Origin of the sequence: Clostridioides sp. ZZV14-6154 (assembly GCF_020657785.1) — a bacterium.
Lineage (GTDB): Bacteria > Bacillota > Clostridia > Peptostreptococcales > Peptostreptococcaceae > Clostridioides.
On the sequence record NZ_JAGWCY010000009.1, the window covers coordinates 100,247 to 117,871 of the forward strand.

At 28.9% G+C, this 17,625-nt stretch carries 19 protein-coding genes, 1 rRNA gene and 1 other annotated feature; of the genes, 2 read left to right on the top strand and 18 right to left on the bottom strand.

What is annotated here, in order from left to right:
* Positions 1-7 precede the first annotated feature (7 nt).
* From KGF45_RS15820 to KGF45_RS15860, 9 genes are all read right to left on the bottom strand, one after another.
* Positions 8-880: an ATP-binding cassette domain-containing protein gene (locus tag KGF45_RS15820; RefSeq protein ID WP_227829126.1), complete on the bottom strand. Its 873-nt coding sequence runs from the start codon at positions 878-880 to the stop codon at positions 8-10.
* A complete protein-coding gene (locus tag KGF45_RS15825) occupies positions 873-1,742 on the bottom strand; it encodes an alpha-D-ribose 1-methylphosphonate 5-phosphate C-P-lyase PhnJ (RefSeq protein ID WP_227829127.1) in 870 nt (289 codons plus the stop codon). The genes KGF45_RS15820 and KGF45_RS15825 overlap by 8 nt, the downstream gene beginning before the upstream one ends.
* 18 nt (positions 1,743-1,760) lie before the next feature.
* The gene (locus KGF45_RS15830) at positions 1,761-2,849 is read right to left on the bottom strand and encodes a carbon-phosphorus lyase complex subunit PhnI (protein ID WP_227842877.1); all 1,089 of its coding nucleotides are present in this window, start codon (positions 2,847-2,849) and stop codon (positions 1,761-1,763) included.
* 2 nt (positions 2,850-2,851) lie between these two features.
* The gene (gene phnH / locus KGF45_RS15835) at positions 2,852-3,427 is read right to left on the bottom strand and encodes a phosphonate C-P lyase system protein PhnH (RefSeq protein ID WP_227842878.1); all 576 of its coding nucleotides are present in this window, start codon (positions 3,425-3,427) and stop codon (positions 2,852-2,854) included.
* 14 nt (positions 3,428-3,441) lie between these two features.
* Positions 3,442-3,873: a phosphonate C-P lyase system protein PhnG gene (phnG, locus tag KGF45_RS15840; protein ID WP_227829130.1), complete on the bottom strand. Its 432-nt coding sequence runs from the start codon at positions 3,871-3,873 to the stop codon at positions 3,442-3,444.
* A gap of 274 nt (positions 3,874-4,147) precedes the next feature.
* Positions 4,148-4,918: a TatD family hydrolase gene (locus KGF45_RS15845; RefSeq protein ID WP_227829131.1), complete on the bottom strand. Its 771-nt coding sequence runs from the start codon at positions 4,916-4,918 to the stop codon at positions 4,148-4,150.
* A 29-nt stretch (positions 4,919-4,947) separates the two neighbouring features.
* On the bottom strand, positions 4,948-6,885 hold the full coding sequence (gene metG, locus KGF45_RS15850) for a methionine--tRNA ligase (protein ID WP_227829132.1): 1,938 nt from the start codon (positions 6,883-6,885) through the stop codon (positions 4,948-4,950).
* A gap of 84 nt (positions 6,886-6,969) precedes the next feature.
* Positions 6,970-7,218: a binding site (T-box leader), on the bottom strand.
* Positions 7,219-7,283: 65 nt separating this feature from the next.
* Complete coding sequence (locus KGF45_RS15855; protein ID WP_227829133.1) at positions 7,284-7,805, bottom strand: nucleoside recognition domain-containing protein; 522 nt, start codon at positions 7,803-7,805, stop codon at positions 7,284-7,286.
* A gap of 15 nt (positions 7,806-7,820) precedes the next feature.
* Positions 7,821-8,405 (bottom strand): nucleoside recognition domain-containing protein, encoded by a 585-nt coding sequence (locus KGF45_RS15860; protein ID WP_227829134.1) that lies wholly within the window; start codon positions 8,403-8,405, stop codon positions 7,821-7,823.
* Positions 8,406-8,536: 131 nt separating this feature from the next.
* Between KGF45_RS15860 and KGF45_RS15865 the strand changes: the two genes are divergently transcribed.
* Both KGF45_RS15865 and KGF45_RS15870 read left to right on the top strand, forming a co-directional pair.
* Entirely contained in the window at positions 8,537-9,967 is a 1,431-nt protein-coding gene (locus KGF45_RS15865; RefSeq protein WP_227829135.1) for a nicotinate phosphoribosyltransferase, read from the top strand.
* Between the two features lie 37 nt (positions 9,968-10,004).
* On the top strand, positions 10,005-10,433 hold the full coding sequence (locus KGF45_RS15870) for an Lrp/AsnC family transcriptional regulator (RefSeq protein ID WP_227829136.1): 429 nt from the start codon (positions 10,005-10,007) through the stop codon (positions 10,431-10,433).
* Positions 10,434-10,611: 178 nt separating this feature from the next.
* Here the strand turns inward: KGF45_RS15870 and KGF45_RS15875 are convergent, their stop codons facing one another.
* From KGF45_RS15875 to rrf, 9 genes are all read right to left on the bottom strand, one after another.
* A complete protein-coding gene (locus KGF45_RS15875; protein WP_227838991.1) occupies positions 10,612-11,316 on the bottom strand; it encodes an HDIG domain-containing metalloprotein in 705 nt (234 codons plus the stop codon).
* A 22-nt stretch (positions 11,317-11,338) separates the two neighbouring features.
* Positions 11,339-12,172 (bottom strand): 16S rRNA (cytidine(1402)-2'-O)-methyltransferase, encoded by an 834-nt coding sequence (rsmI, locus tag KGF45_RS15880; protein WP_227829138.1) that lies wholly within the window; start codon positions 12,170-12,172, stop codon positions 11,339-11,341.
* Positions 12,173-12,925, bottom strand: coding sequence for a tRNA1(Val) (adenine(37)-N6)-methyltransferase (locus tag KGF45_RS15885; protein ID WP_227829139.1), 753 nt, complete (start codon positions 12,923-12,925; stop codon positions 12,173-12,175).
* A 76-nt stretch (positions 12,926-13,001) separates the two neighbouring features.
* Positions 13,002-13,895: a stage 0 sporulation family protein gene (locus KGF45_RS15890; protein WP_227436386.1), complete on the bottom strand. Its 894-nt coding sequence runs from the start codon at positions 13,893-13,895 to the stop codon at positions 13,002-13,004.
* Positions 13,892-14,827 carry an ATP-binding protein gene (locus KGF45_RS15895; protein WP_227436388.1) on the bottom strand — a complete coding sequence of 312 codons (936 nt, stop codon included), beginning with the start codon at positions 14,825-14,827 and terminating at the stop codon, positions 13,892-13,894. The genes KGF45_RS15890 and KGF45_RS15895 overlap by 4 nt, the downstream gene beginning before the upstream one ends.
* A gap of 2 nt (positions 14,828-14,829) precedes the next feature.
* Positions 14,830-15,519 (bottom strand): dTMP kinase, encoded by a 690-nt coding sequence (locus tag KGF45_RS15900; RefSeq protein WP_227829140.1) that lies wholly within the window; start codon positions 15,517-15,519, stop codon positions 14,830-14,832.
* Positions 15,520-15,618: 99 nt separating this feature from the next.
* Entirely contained in the window at positions 15,619-17,028 is a 1,410-nt protein-coding gene (locus KGF45_RS15905; protein WP_227842879.1) for an aminotransferase class I/II-fold pyridoxal phosphate-dependent enzyme, read from the bottom strand.
* A 159-nt stretch (positions 17,029-17,187) separates the two neighbouring features.
* Entirely contained in the window at positions 17,188-17,379 is a 192-nt protein-coding gene (locus KGF45_RS15910; protein ID WP_227436395.1) for a DUF378 domain-containing protein, read from the bottom strand.
* A gap of 122 nt (positions 17,380-17,501) precedes the next feature.
* Positions 17,502-17,618, bottom strand: a 5S ribosomal RNA gene (gene rrf / locus KGF45_RS15915).
* Between the last annotated feature and the right edge of the window lie 7 nt (positions 17,619-17,625).

A 17,625-nucleotide genomic window follows, 5' to 3' on the forward strand; every position in this document is an offset into this window, starting at 1 on the left:
ATATTATTTATAGTAGTGAATTTATAAGTTGCTGAGTATATGGATGCTGTGGGTCTTCCATTATCTGGTCTGTTAAACCAGATTCAATTACACTTCCATTTTTCATCACAATTGTCCTATCAGCAAGCATTTTTATAACATCAAAGTCATGAGATACTACTATCATAGAAATTTTAAGTTCTCTTTGTATTTCCCTTATTAAATCTAATACCTCAGCTTGTACAGAAACATCCAGTCCTGTTGTAACTTCATCTAATAAAAGTATTGGAGGATTATTAGAAAGTGCTTTTGCTATCTGAACTCTTTGTTGCATTCCTCCACTAAAATATTTTGGTTTATGGTCTATTCTCTCTACAGGTATATTAGTCTTTACTAGAAGTTCTTTAGCTCTATCTCTTATTTTCTCAACATTATATATATTTGCCATTAATAATTTCTCTGCTATATTTCCACCACTACTAAAATTCAAATTTAAACCAAGATGGGGATTTTGATATACAATACCCATAAAATGATTCTTTATGTACCTCTTTTTTTGGTCTGAGAGTTCTAATATATTTTCGAACTCGTTATAATTTGATATGTACACTTCTCCACTATTTGCATTTTCTTGAAAAAACAAAATCTTTAACAATGTACTTTTTCCTGAGCCAGATTCTCCAACAATACCAAGAACTTCTCCTTCATAAAGTTCAAGATTTACATTATTACATGCAACTATAGAACCACAATATTTACATATATTATTACTTTCATATCCTGTACTCTCAAAACACTTTTCACATCCCTCTCCATAAATAAGATTGATATGTTTTCCTATTAATACTCGTTTATCTATATTTTCTATTTTTTTGTCTTCTCCTAGTTTTGCACTACTCATTCCAAGCACCTCCAATTGCCACATCTACGCCATCATTTCTTAACCTAACTTTTTCACAATAACTTGTATCAGAACAACTATAGTACTTTTCATTAGTATCACTGTCATATACTTCATCTAAAAATGTGTTTGAACTTTTACATAAACTACAATGTTTTCCTTCAAATTTTTCCTCTTCAAATTTATAGTCATCAAATTCTAAGGGTTCTACCTTTGTGTATGGAGGTATGGCGTATATTCTCTTTTCTCTACCTGCACCAAATAAAAATAAGTTATCTGACATATTTAATTTCTTTATATCAAATCTTGGTATTGGTGATGGATTCATTAAATATCTATCATTTACTTTACATGGATACTCTGCTGCTATTGATATATCATCAAATTTAACTATATCTTCATACAGATATACCCACATCCTGCTATAATCTTCTTCTGAATGCATCCTCCTTGTCTCTACTTCACTAGGTTCTACTATTCTAAGTGTCTCTGGTATTGGCACTTGGAATATCATTATTTGATTAGACTTTAATTTTTCTTCTGGTATTCTATGTCTTGTTTGAATCAATGTAGCTTTTAATGTATCTTTTGTAGTTTCTACATTACTTACACTTGAAATAAAATTTCTTATATTACAAGCATTTGTAGAATCGTCACTACCCTGGTCAATCACTTTTACTACATCACTTTCACCAAGCAATGATAGTGTTAATTGTAGTCCTCCAGTCCCCCATCCTTTGGCAATAGGTAATTCTCTTGAACCAAAAGGTACTTGATAACCAGGTATTGATACTGCTTTTAGTATTTTTCTTCGGATTTCTTTTTTTGTATTTTCATCTAAAAAACCATAGTTATATATCACTTAATTTCCCTCCATATCCTATTTTATTCTTTCTACATCTGCTTTAAAATCTACATAGTGAGGAAGCTTAAAGTGAGATATAAACCCTAATGAATCTATACCATCTATATGAAGTAATACAAATTCTTCATCTTGGGCTAATTTTTCACTATTTGGTTCCAAAGATTTATCTAGTATAGCCATAGATATAGCCTTATTTTCATTATTTCCCATACAAAGACCATATCCTAAAGACATTTTATTTATATCTCCCGATTTATTTTTAGAATTTTCAGACTTATTTTGTGATGCTTTTGATACTATTTCACACTCAGTAACCAACATTTCTCCTATTGTTATTTGCTCATCTTCATAAATAGGATGTTTTATTTTTATATATACATCTCCTGTTCTAAGCTCACTTATATATGGATGCTCATCACCAAAACCTCTTACAATAGAATAAGCAAACCCTGATACTGCTCCACTTTCACCTCTAGTAAGTGCCTGCAATTTTGCTGACCTAGAAACTGGAAATCTTAGACTATTTCTTGTAATATCATCTATTACTTCTTCTTCTAATTTATCTTCATAAGTATCCTCTTCCAACAAATTCTCGTTTCTAAATATATTAGATACCTTTGTGAATTTAGGTATTTCATTCACTCGTTCTAAGTCATTTATATAGTTAGCTTTAAAATCTCTATTTTTTTCTTCATCTTCTTTAATCAACTCTATATTTAGTATTCTATTTTCATAATCTCTAGTTGCTCCAAGATACTGCCCTCCTGGTATATCTTTAAATGTAGCTGAGATTCTTCTACCTATTCTCATTTGTTCTGTATTTATAGGTTCTGAATAAGTTACTCTAGGCATTGTTGACCTTAATGCTCTTATATAGAAGGATGCTTCTAATATATCACCTTGAGCCTGTTTTATAGCTAATGCAGATAATTCCTTGTTGTATAGACTTCCCTCAGAAATCACTTTATCCACAGCATAAGACATTTGCTCTTTAATTTGTTTTACATCTATTGGTAGGCTTTCTCCTTTTATTCTATAAAATTCAAGTATATTTCTAGCCTGTAATATAGCTTCTTCTCCACCTTTAACTGCCACATAAGCCATTATTATAATACCTCCCAACTTAATTTTGATGACCTTGGTATAAATGCAACTTCTCCTTTGGTATCTATTAAAATCAAATCTGCCCCTGTAGGATAGTCTTTATTTATCATAAGTAATTTTTCTAAGAATTCTTGTTTAATTCCATCTATATATAAATTCTTTTTAGATTTTATACCAGAACCACTTAAATAAAGTCTTATGAATTTATCTTTATAATCTGTTGATAGTTCGTTTACTTGATGTATTATAGTTGTACTTTCATCAGGATATTCAAAAGAACCTATTTTAATTTGTAGTATATCTAATTCTGAATTAATATCTAAAAACAGGTAGTCTGATTTATTGTAATTTACTTGGCTTGACATTGTCAGTGCTCTTATATTTTTTATATCTTCTTTAGTACAGTTTTCTATATAGAAGGTAACTTCTTGGTCTAATAAAGTAATTGCTATACCAATTGCTCCATTTGATAATTTTGTATTATTTTCTATAGTTATATTATTGATGTTATTTAATTTCCCAGGAAATGAAGCACTATCTAGCAACTTTCTATATATTTCTTGCATGTAACTTACCATGATTCTCCTCCTACTTAATCCATAGTATTGAATTGGACTTTTGTTTTATTAATTAAACTAAATTCATTAATAAGTTCTTGCTCATATCTTAAGCTTTCTTCATAGATACTTTTATTTATGTAATTCTTTAATTCATCAAATTTATTATTATTGCTATGTAAAACTGCATCTATAGTTGCCAGACAAATAGCTTTTTTTTCATTATTTTCTGCAACTATACCATAACCTAAGCTTTCATCTACCTTAACACTACACTCTGTAACTAATATTTCTCCTAAATTAAATGTAGTATTTTTTACACTTTCGTTAGCTCTTACCATCACTGTAGCTAAGCTAGGGCCTTTAATTATAGAAATGCTTGATGTATTTTTTATCATTAAATATATTTGCTCCAATTTCTCATAGTTCATATTTATCAATATCTTAGTACTATCAACTGTATGCAAGATTTTGCCTCCTTAATCTTTCCTCTATTTACTTATTTCTAAGAATATAATATACAATCTAAGTTAAATAGATATTACGTTTGAGTTAATTCTAATGAATATCTTGTAAATTCTTTTTTAACAATGTTAAGAAATATATTGTAAGACTACTAAAAAATTATAATATTACAAATAAAAAAAGCATACCACTCAAATTGAATAGTATACTTTCTCTATATTTATAACTATTATTTTTATATAATTGTAATAATTGTAAATTTTATTTTTAATTTACCTATTTTATATTAAAAAACTTCTTCGCATTCTCTTTAGTAACTTTACACACTTCCTCATAAGATATTCCTTTTTCTTGAGATATCTTATCTGCAACAAAAGCTACTTGAGAAGGATTATTTCTCTTTCCTCTATGTGGTTCTGGTGACATATATGGTGAATCCGTTTCTATAAACAGTCTTTCTAGAGGTATCTCTCTTACAACTTCTCTAGTTTTTTTATTGTTTTTAAAAGTAACTGTTCCTGGAATTGATATATAACATCCCATTTTAACATACTCTCTAGCTAATTCCACATTACCACTATAACAATGAAGCACACAACCTATTTCAGGACTCTTAGTGTTTTTTATTATCTCAAAAGTATCCCCATGTGCATCTCTATCATGTATTATTATTGGAAGCTTTAACTCATTAGCTAGCTCAATTTGTTTCTTAAACCACTCTTTTTGCTCTTCTCTTGGAGAATAATCATAATAATAATCTAACCCAATCTCTCCTATAGCCACAACCTTTTCATTTTCAGTTGCAAGTCTTCTTAGAGTGTCTATTGCTGTATCATCTAGTTTTGATACATCATGTGGATGTACTCCAACTGCTGAATATATAAAGTCATATTTTTTTGATAGTTCAATTGCTGTTATAGACGTTTCTATATCTGCTCCTGGATTTACAACCAACTCTACACCTTTTTCTTTTAATGAACTAATAAGTTCATCTCTATCTTCATCAAAACTTTCATCATTTAAATGTGCATGTGAGTCAAATAACATTTTTTATCTCCTTACTATTTAATTGCCTATTAGCGAACCTCGCATCCATCCTTAGCACCTTGTGTAAATGGTAGAACATAAGGGTCACCATCATCTCCTGCTGCTAATATCATACCTTGAGATTCTACACCTCTTAACTTAACTGGTTTTAAGTTACATACCACTGTAACCTCTTTACCAACTAAATCTTCTGGTTTATAGTATTCAGCTATTCCAGATACTATTTGTCTTGTTTCTGGTCCAATTTTAACTTGTGATACTAATAATTTATTTGCTTTTGGATGCTTTTCACAGCTTATTATTTTTCCTACTCTAAGCTCTATTTTATCCAAATCATCAATAGTAATTTCTTCTTTATGCTCTAAAGTTTTTTCTTCTACTGGAGGTTTCCCAGAAAACATTTTAGTTAATTCTTCTATTTCTTTTTCTACATCTAATCTTGGGAATAAAGATTCACCTTTAAACACTTTTACATTTTCTCCAATAAGACCAAATGTCTTTGTGCTTTCCCATGTAGTTATATCATCTTGACCTTTTATTCCTATATGTGCATATATTTTATTAGCAGTTTCATTCATTATAGGATTTATTAGTGTTGCAATTATTCTTATAGATTCACATAAATTATATAAAACTGTATCTAATTCATCTTTTTTAGTTTCATCTTTAGCAAGAACCCAAGGCATAGTCTCATCTATATATTTATTAGTTCTTCTAACTAGTTTCCATACACTCTCTAATGCTTCATGGAATTGCATTTTATCCATTTCAGCCTCAAAATTTTCTCTAGTTGATACAGCTTGCTCTTTTAAATCAGCATCAAAATCAGTTGAAGTTTTTACTGTTGGTATTATACCACCGTTGTATTTTTCAACCATTGCTACAGTTCTACTTACTAAGTTTCCTAAATCATTTGCTAAGTCATAATTTATTCTTGTTACAAAATTTCTATGAGTATAACTTCCATCTTGACCAAATGCAAACTCTCTTAATAAGAAGTATTTAAGAGTATCTATTCCATATCTTTCTATTATAGGCTCTGGATAAACAACATTACCTTTTGATTTACTCATTTTATCATCAGCAAACAATATCCATCCATGACCAAATACTTGTTTTGGAACTTCTAAACCTAAAGCCATTAAAAGTGCTGGCCATATTATTGTATGGAATCTCACTATTTCTTTACCTACTATTTGAACATTTGCAGGCCAATATTTTTTAAATTCTTCATCATTATCTGTCATATATCCTAATGCTGTTATATAGTTACATAGAGCATCCACCCATACATAAATTACATGCTTTTCATCAAAAGGAACTTTTATTCCCCAGTCAAAAGTTGTTCTTGTTACACTTAAATCTTCTAGCCCTTTATCTAAGAAATTTGCCACCATTTCATTTTTTCTAGCAGCTGGGAAACAGAAACTATCGTCTTTAAATAACTCTTTTAATCTATCTTCATATTTAGATAGTCTAAAGAAATAAGATTCTTCTTTTACTAAGTATGTTTCTCTTCCACAATCAGGACATTTGTTTCCTTCTAATAACTGTGATTCTGTCCAAAAACTCTCACAAGGAGTACAGTATCTACCTTCATATTCCCCTTTGTATATATCACCTTGTTCATATAATTTAGTAAATATTTTTTGTATTATATCTGTATGTCTTTTTTCTGTTGTTCTTATAAAATCGTCATAAGATATATCCATAGTATTCCATAATGCCTTTATATCTTTTATCATTCCGTCAAGGTATTCTATTTCTGACATTCCTTGTTCTATCGCTTTCTTTTGTATCTTTTCACCATGTTCATCTGTTCCTGTCAAAAACTTTACATCATATCCACAGAAACGTTTAAATCTAGCTATTGTATCTGCAGCTACTGTTGAGTAAGTATGACCTATGTGTAATCCTCCACTTGGATAGTATATTGGTGTTGTTACATAAAAACTCGGTTTGCTCATATTATTTACCTCCTAATTTTTTATCGTTCGTAGTCATATAAATATTTCATTTAAAATAATAAAAAATCGCCTCCTATGATTTATCATAGGGGCGAGATTATTCACGGTACCACCCTAATTCATCTATAACGATTATGTTTCACATGAAATGTAGAAATTAACTTTATAGATATCTTAACAGACTATAACGTGCCCAACCGTTTTACCCTAGCATATATGCTCAGATAAAAAGCTCCAAGACCATCTTCAATAAATCTTTTTACACTAGCTTTCACCTAACCTAGCTCTCTGATAGAAAAAATCCTTATCTACTCTTCTTTTCATAGCTTATAATTCATATTACAATTTATTTCTATATAATCACTATATTATAAAATTTTTCCCACATTGTCAACAAATTATACAAATATTACATAGCAAATAAAAACTGCTGCTATAACTCCTGCAACATGACTAATCATAGCGCATGATAATGTATGTCTAGTATTTTTTATCTTTAAACTCCCATAATAGATTGCCATTGTATAAAAAATAGTCTCAGAAGAACCTACAATTGTAGCTCCCATTTTTTCTACTAAACTGCCTATTCCAACTCTATTTGCAAGTTCGCTATACATTCCCAAAGCACCACTTCCAGATAAAGGTTTTACACTTATTAAACCTATTAATTCTTTTGGTATACTCATCATATTTGCTATTGGTGTAAATAGCCATTCTAACATATCAAGACCTTTGCCAGTTTTAAATATTCCTATTGCTAAAAATATACCTATTATATAAGGTAAAATATCCCATGCAGCCTTTAAACCATCAATTGCTCCTTTTACAAAACTATCATATACATCTATTTTTTTATATTTACCATAAACTACTATGTACAAAATTATTACTGGTATAAGTAAGTTTGAAAATACTTCCATACATCTACATCCCCTTTATCTATATCTTCTTTGAAAAAGTTTACATGTTATTATTGCTATTGCTGTAGATATTATGGTTGCAAATAAAGTTGTAAAAATTATTTCACTTGGGTTTTGAGCTCCCATATCCATTCTTAATTTAATTATAGTAAATGGAATTATCTGTATAGATGATATGTTTATTACCATAAACATAATCATATCATTAGTAGCTGTATCTTTTTTGTTGTTTAGGGTCTGAAGCTCACTCATTGCTTTTAAACCAAATGCTGTTGCACCATTCCCAGCACCCAACATGTTCAAGGCAATATTCATAACTATATAAGACATTGCTTTGTGACCTTTTGGAATAGAAGGAAACAATCTTCTCATTATAGGATTTAATTTCTGACCTATTTTTTCAATCAAGCCCGACTCTTTTGCAATATTCATTATACCCATCCAGAGTGCCATAATGCCAGCTAGACTTATTGCAAATTCTATACCTTTTGATGTTTCACTCAATATAACTTTATTTAATTCTCCCATATTTTTAGAAATCAAACTTCCTATTATTCCTATTGATACCATGTAAAACCATATTTTTCCTATTATAATCAACCTCCTCTTTAAATAATTTTATGATAGTTAGGTAATACTTTATACTTGAAAGTTGTACTATATTATGTTTTAGTATAAGTGTGGGAGTTTTTATAATTTTTAATATTTAATAATAATTAAGGAGAGAAATAATGAGAAATCTAACACTTCTTACTGATTTATATCAGCTTACTATGTTAAATGGCTATTTTGAAAAAAATATTCACGAAGACATTGTTGTATTCGATATGTTTTTTAGAAAAAACGCTTGTGATGGAGGGTATACTATAGTTTGTGGTATTGATCAGGTTGTTGAATACATAGATAACCTTCATTTTTCAGATGAAGATTTGGAGTACTTAAAAAGCTTAAATTTATTTTCTGATAAGTTTTTAAAGTTTTTGAAAGAGTTTAAGTTTACAGGAGATATTTATGCTGTTGAAGAAGGGACTATAATGTTTCCTAATGAGCCATTGATTACTGTTAAAGCACCCCTGTATCAAGCTCAACTTATTGAAACAGCATTGTTGACAATAGTTAATTTTCAATCTCTTATTGCTACGAAAGCATCTAGAGTTTGCTTTGCAGCTCAAGGAGACACTGTACTTGAATTTGGATTACGTCGTGCACAAGGTCCAGATGCGGGCATATACGGTGCTAGAGCTGCTGTAATTGGTGGCTGTTCTGGAACTGCAAACGTATTAGCTGGAAAGATGTTTGATGTTCCTATAATTGGTACTCACGCTCATAGTTGGGTACAAAAATTTGATACTGAGCTTGAAGCATTCCAAGCATATGCTGATGTTTATCCAGATAAATGCCTACTACTTGTGGATACTTATGATGTATTAAATAGTGGTGTACCTAATGCAATAAAAGTCTTCAAAAATATTTCTGAAAAAGGATACAAACCTATGGGTATAAGACTAGATTCTGGAGACTTAGCTTATCTATCTAAAGAAGCAAAGAAACAACTAGATAGTGCTGGTTTTTCAGATATTAGTATAACTGCATCTAATGACCTTGATGAATATACTATAGCATCACTTAAGGCAGAAGGAGCTACTATAAATTCATGGGGAGTAGGTACAAAGCTTATTACTTCTTTCGATTCACCTTCTCTTGGAGGCGTTTACAAATTAGCTGCATCTTGTAAAGAAGGTACTCTTGAACCTAAGATAAAAATTTCTGAGAATCCAGAAAAAATAAATAATCCTGGTTACAAGAAAGTTATAAGAATATATAACGAAGACAATAAAGCAGAAGCAGATTTAATTATGTTACATGATGAAATTATAGATGAATCTAAACCTTTAGAAATCTTCCATCCTACTTATACTTGGAAAACAAAGGTCTTTACAAATTACAAAGTTAAAGAACTTCTTAAGCCATTGTACATGAAAGGTGTATGTAAATATAATAAAAAAGCTGTTCTTGAAATAAGAAATCATGTACAATATGAATTAAGTACTATCTGGGAACAATACAAAAGACTTTCGAATCCACACATTTACAAGGTTGATTTATCTAGAGATCTTTGGTATTTAAAAACAAAAATGATAGATTCTAAAAAAGTTTTATAGGCATTAATTATTTTTATTTAAGGGGGACTGTTTATTTATGGATGTTACAGATTACAGAATCATAGAAATTTTACAGGATGATGGGAGAATTTCTATGAAGGACTTAGGAAAAATAGTTGGTTTAACTTCTCCTGCAGTTTCAGAAAGAGTCAAGAGATTAGAAGAATCTGGTGTTATAGAAGGATATAAAGCAATTGTTAATCCAGATTCATTAGGTAGAGTTATAAAAGCGTTTATTCACATATCTCTTCCAAGTAATGGATATACAGAATTCATTGAGTCTGCTGGAAATGACCCTAGAATTGTAGAATGTCACCACATAACAGGTGATGATTGCTTACTTTTAAAAGTTATTGTAAAAGATATGTATGAATTAGAAAACGTGATTGATACTATAAAGAAAATAGGTTCTACCAAGACCTCTGTTATATTATCAACACCGATACAAGCAAAATCAATATTGTAAGATAAATTGAACATCAATGGCTTATTCGCTAATACACCACTAGATATTTCTAATAAAATTTTAAGTTTTGATGTAAAAAAAGTTGTCTTTTATTAAAGACAACTTCTTTTAGGTTTTTGAAGTTTGTATATTTTAAATTTAAATTAACTGTCTAAACCTTAAATTATATTAAATAACTTTATGCATTTGTATAATTACTCTTATATAAGTAATTTGTTAGAATATATTCCATATAGGTCTTTAATACTCCTACTTCTTCGTTCTTGTCTAATAGTTTTATAGTAGATACTATATCTGCATATCCAAGTAATATTATACCTATAGTGTCTTCGTCTACTAAATTAAATACATTAGCTAACTCTTTTTTACTCAAATCATTTTTCTTATATAAAGATAAAAGTATCATATGATATCTTACATATTTACTTATAAGTTTATATGTCTGTGTTGATAATTCTAAATTTGTACCCATATTATTTACTATTTGTGCACCTATTTTTTCATGATTTGTAAAATGAACTCTACCTGTTTCATCTAAAGTTAAACTATCTGGCTTTCCTATATCATGTAAAAATATTCCTAACTTTAGTGCTTGTGACTTATTTATTTCATCCTCAATATATAAATTCAAATAATTTGACACATGCTCTCTCAAATGATTTGGAAAAAATTCTTTGTCATTTAGCACTACTTCTAATTCTTTTAATGCATTTATAGAATGTTCAAAGCAGTTAACAACATGATATTTACATTCTCCTACAGATTTCATTGCTTTTACTTTAGGGATTACTTTTTCTAGTTCATTCTTTTTATCCAACTCTATAAACGTTTTATGTGTATCTTTCCTTTTTAAACTCTCTATTATAATTTTTCCTATTTCCATAAAATCACCTCAGATTCAGGTTTTATAAATCCAGAACTTGTTTATAAACAACATCCTTTTTTAATTTTCTATCTTTACAAACTATTTTTATTGCATCTTTTTTGTTCATACCACTTTCAATTAACTTTAAAACATATTCTCTATCTGTAAGACCATCATAATCTCTTTTTTCTGATTTTTCACCATAAAAACCTTCTACTATTAATACAAACTCTCCTCTTACTTCCTTTTCCTCAAATATTTTTATGACAGTTTCTATATCTTCTCTTATTATCTCTTGATATTTTTTTGTGAGCTCTCTATTTACAGAAATTTTTCTATTTCCAAGAACTTTAAGCATATCTTTTAGTGTATCCTTCAATCTATGTGGTGATTCATAAAAAATTATAGTTCTGCTCTCCTCTTTTATTTCTTCTAGTTGCTCTCTTCTAACTTTTTTATCCCTATCCAAAAAACCTTCAAAAACAAATTTATGTGTATCCATACCAGAACCAACCAAAGCTGTTACAAATGCTGTTGCTCCTGGTAACACTTCTATTCCTATATTATTTTGTATAGCCTGTCTTATTATTTCTTCTCCTGGGTCAGATATACCAGGCATACCTGCATCACTTATCAAAGCTATGTTTTCTCCATCAATTAATTTATTGATTAAATAATCGCCTTTTGAATCTTTATTGTGCTCATGATAACTAGTCAAAGGTTTTGAGATTTCAAAATGATTTAAAAGCTTTATACTGTGTCTTGTATCTTCTGCTGCAATTAAATCTACTTCTTTTAATATTCTTAAAGTCCTATACGTTATATCCTCTAGATTTCCTATTGGTGTTGGACATATGTACAATTTTCCACTCATCTATAACTCTCCTATATCTTCATTATTATATATTGATTTTAATTCTTCTGTATAATTACCATCTTCTCCATAGACATATAGTGGGTCTAATATCTTAAGCTCTGGTCTGCCATCTTTTACAAATTGAACCAAAACTAAATTAGGCGCTTTTTTAGGTCTTGGATGAACAAACTGAATAACTTTTGGTTCTAATCTGTATTTTCTCCCTAAAGTTATTATATCAACCAATCTTGTTGGTCTATGTATCATGAAAAATTTACCTCTAGGCATAACTAATCTGGATGCAGTCTTTATTACATCCTCTAGATTACACTTTACTTCATGTCTTGATATTGCTTTTTTATCATTTGGATTTTTTATACCATCAATATGCATATATGGAGGATTTGATGTAACTACATGATAGCCATTAACTTCCAAAACCTTGTCTATTGACTTTATATCTCCATTTATAATCTCAACTCTTTCTTCCAAATTGTTTAATTTTATAGAACGAGTTGCCATTTCATATACATCATCTTGTATTTCTACACCAATAATTTTTTTAGCTTCACTTTTGCCTGCAATTAGAACTGGTATAATTCCTGTACCAGTGCCTAAATCAACAACTTTAGCATCTTTTTTTACTTTTGCAAAATTAGCTAATAAAACAGCGTCTATACCAAAACAAAACCCATTAGTATCTTGTATAATTTTAAGACCTTTTAATTGTAAATCGTCGATTCTCTCTGAATCTTTTAATTGTATATCCATATATAACTCTCCTCAAATATTAGTAGCTCTAAGCATTAATTGCTTTAAAAAAGGTAGGAGAAGTCCTACCTTAAATTTAATCTTCTAATTTCTTTAACTCCTTTAGTGTAGCTTCATCTAATCCATCATTACCCTTGCATTTACCTCCACAGCCCTCACATTTTTTAGGCTCTTTAAGTATTTTTATATCTTCTCTCGTATATATTTTTACTGTTTTATCTTGGAACTCCACTTTGATTTGTTCTAACAGAGGATTCACCTCTACAACTTTTCCTTTTCCATCATCTGATTGCACTAATGCACCTACAACAGGCATTTTTTCTATTGCTTCACTATATACATCATGTTCATATTTTAAGCAACAGAATAGTCTTCCACATATACCAGATATCTTTGTTGGATTTAAAGATAAGCTTTGGTCTTTTGCCATTTTTATTGAAACTGGTTGAAAATCACCTAACCAAGAAGAACAGCAAAGCTTTCTACCACAAGGTCCTAGACCTCCTATAGACTTTGCCTCATCTCTAACACCGATTTGTCTAAGTTCTATTCTAGTCTTAAATATAGCCGCTAAATCTTTTACTAATTCTCTAAAATCTATTCTACCTTCTGCTGTAAAGTAAAAAATCAATTTATTTCTATCAAATGTATATTCGCAATCTATTAAAAACATTGTTAACTCATGTTCTTTTATCTTTTGTTGGCATAATTCAAAAGTCTCTTTTGCTTTTTCCTTATTTTCTAAATATATTTTCTTATCTTCTTCTGTAGCTATTCTTATAATTGGCTTTAAAGGAGAAACTAATTCGCTCTCGTCCATTTCTTTTGGCCCAACCACTACTTTACCATACTCTAAACCTCTTGCAGTTTCTACAACTACATCCATATCTTGCTCTATATTAAAATCAACAGGGTCAAAATAATATATTTTCCCCGCACTTTTAAACCTAATTCCTACTATTTTTATCATTTAATCACCTCGTATATATTTAAAGACATAACTTGTATGCTTATATTGAAATTACAATTACTTTTAATTTTAGTCTTTGTACCTTCTATTATATCAATAATTTTGGATAATTGAGAATAACTAATTTTTCCACTCATATTTTGGATAAAAACTAGTTTATCTATATTTATTAACATATCTCTATTTACATTCTCTTTTAATAAGATAATGTCTCTAAAATAGTTTATCATAATATCCAATAAACTTATAATCTGATTTCTATATTTCTCCATGTTATTTGGTATATTTAGAATCTCTACTATATTTTTATCTAGCATTATTTGGATATATTGTTGTATATCGTCCCTCATTACTGAAAACTCAGCCGACTGAGATAAATCTAAAGCATTTTCAATACTCCCTCTTGAAAAAGTAGCCAATATTTGAGCCCTTTCTTCTTCTATGCCTTTATTTATTAAATAGGTTTTTAAATCTGCTATTGGTATAGGCGAAAACTTTATTATGTCACATCTAGATTTTATCGTTTCTAATAGTGATTCTTTATTATTTGTGACTAAAATTATTATAGCATAACTTGGAGGCTCCTCTAATGTCTTTAAAAGGGCATTTTGAGCTTCTACAGTCATCTTTTCAGCATTATTTATTATATATATTTTATAGTCCTTATGAGGTCGTACTACTATATCTGATTGTAAGTTTCTAATTTGAGCTATTTTTATACTATTTCCATCTGGATTTATAAGTACATAGTCTGGACTATTTTCTAGATTTACATAGTCAAGTAACAATTTTGATAGCTCATCAGCAAATTTCTTTTTTCCTATTCCATCTATTCCTTCAAACATATACGCATTATTAAGTTTATTTTTATTTATAGAATTTATTAAATACTTTTTTGCAAAATCTTGTCCTATAATATTTTCAAAATACATATTTATCTCTCCATAGATTTTATTGAATCAAGAACTATTTCATAAACTTCATTATGTATACTTTCAATACTTCTTAATTTATTATCTGAAACACAATTTATTTTCTTCCAATCATACTTATCAGCTATATATAGAGCATTATTATAAGATTTCTCTAAATACTCTATATCACTTTCATGAATATCTTTCTCTTTTTCTCCTGTAATTTTGTTTTTTCTATTCTCCATAAGTTTTTCACTAAACTCAATAGGAACATCTAAAAATACAACACAATCAGGTTGAGGTATTTTAAATAAATTAAATTCATAATCAGCCAACCAGTTAAGATATTTCTCTCTATCACCAATGTCCATTTTAGAAGCTTGGTGCACCATATTAGAGGTTGTATATCTATCAGCGATAATTATTCCACCTTTATTATAAAATTCCTCCCAATCGGTTTTAAATGATGCATATCTATCTGCTGTAAAAAAAGTTGATGCTATATATGGGTCTACATCTGAAGCATTTTTACCGAAATCCCCTCTCAAATACATTTTTACCAAAGCAGATGATTGAGACTCATAATTTGGATATTCTACCTTCTTAATCATATAGCCTTCTTTTTTTAGTCTTTCATATAATTTTTTTGTTTGAGTTGCCTTTCCACTCGCATCTGAACCACTCTCTATAATTATTAACTTACCTCTCATTTTAATATCCTCCATCTAAACATTTTACCTATTTTAGTATATTACTTAAATGAATTTATATATAAATATTCTATAGATTCTTTATAGTAATCCTACTTTTTATATATGTTCTAAATCTATTATTTCTATAAAATTTAAAGTTATATCTTTAAGTCCACTTATAACCATACCTTTAGAACTACAAAACTTTAAATAATCTATTATTTCTTTACTTATTATTTCGCCAGGAGATATTATATTTATCCCTGGTGGATATGGTACTATAGATTCACCACATATTTTACCTATGCTGTCATATATTTTAACACTTTTTTTAGTTTTATAAAATGCTTCTCTAGGTGTTAATATTTTCTGTGGAATATCAACAGGATATTTTATATTATCTAGTTTTGTAGATTTAAATTCTTTTACTACAATATCATTTAATGCCGTTTCTAAACTAATGAAATCTTGAGTACTATTTCCTATTGTACAGATTAATAGAACACCATAATAATTAGATAACTCTACCTGTATATTATATTTTTTTCTTAAGATATTTTCTAATTCATATCCTGTTAATCCTATATTTTTAGCAGATATAAATATTTTTGTTTTATCATTTGTACTATATATTTCAAAATTTTCATTAACATTATTTTTGAAAATGTAGATATTATTTAAAAGCTCTTCCATTAATTTTTTCCCTTTATTTTCATATATATCTACTGCTAATTCCAGTGAAGATAATAATAAATAGGAAGGACTTGAAGACTCAGTAATTCTTAACATGTTTGAAATTTTATTTAAGTCAACTCTATCTTCCTTTACATGTATCATTGATGATTGAGTAAAAGATGGAAGTGTTTTATGAGTACTTTGTATAACTACATCTGCACCTTGCTCAAGAGCTGTTTTAGGAAGTTTCTCACTAAGTCCTAAATGTGCACCATGTGCTTCATCTACTATTACTACCATATTTTTGCTATGTGCATAATTACAGATATATTCTAAATCATATGTCATTCCATAGTATGTAGGATATGTAAGCAATATTGCTTTTGCATCTAAGTTTTTATCTATTATATCAATTACATTTATTACATTCACACCTTTTAAAATACTAGTATCTTTGCTTATTTCGCAAGGAATATATTTTATATCTACATCACCCAAAATACATCCATTTATAACAGATTGGTGACAGTCTCTATTTACAATTATTTTACTCTTAGGATTACATACTGACATTATTGCAGATTGTATTCCACAACTGCTTCCATTTACTAAATAATATGTATAATCACTTTTAAATACCTTTGCAGTATTTTCTTGAGAGGCTTTTATAATTCCTTCTGGGGAATGTAGATTATCTGTCCCTATTATTTCAGTCGTATCCATTTTATACAAATTTTCTAATACATTTACATATCCTAATTTCTCATATATTTTTCCTTTTTTATGTCCAGGCATATGAAAAGATATTACTTCTTTATTTACAATCTCACTTAGTTCATTAATTATAAACATAGATTACTCCTTTTTCCCTATTATTACTACTTATTTGAAAACTTTGATTCCTATCTATTTTACCATTAAAAAAGATACAAATTAATCTTTTTATAAAATAAAACACCTCATTCTAAATATTTAGAATGAGGTGTCTAATATAAAAAAGTAAAAATTAAATTATTCCCTGTCATCAGACATTAAACTTGGTATTAAATACAATCCAGCTAGACCCACAACAAAGTATATTATTCTACTTATCATTTCATATGTTCCACCGAAAATGCTACCTATTAAATCTGTTCCTAGGATACCAATTGCTCCCCAGTTAAGTGCACCGATTATAGCTAAAACTAAAGCAACTTTTTTCATTTATATCACTCCTTAAGAATTAAATTTTTATGTTAATCCATAATTCCTGTGTTTAGTTTTCCCAAAATGAAAAAAGAAATACATAATTTTTTTGTTTTTTTTAACAAAAAATAAAAAAAATTACGTGGCTACGTCCTACTCTCCCAGGCAGTTTCCCACCAAGTACCATCAGCGCTAGAGAGCTTAACTTCTGTGTTCGGAATGGGAACAGGTGTATCCTCTCTGCTATTGTAACCACATAATCTT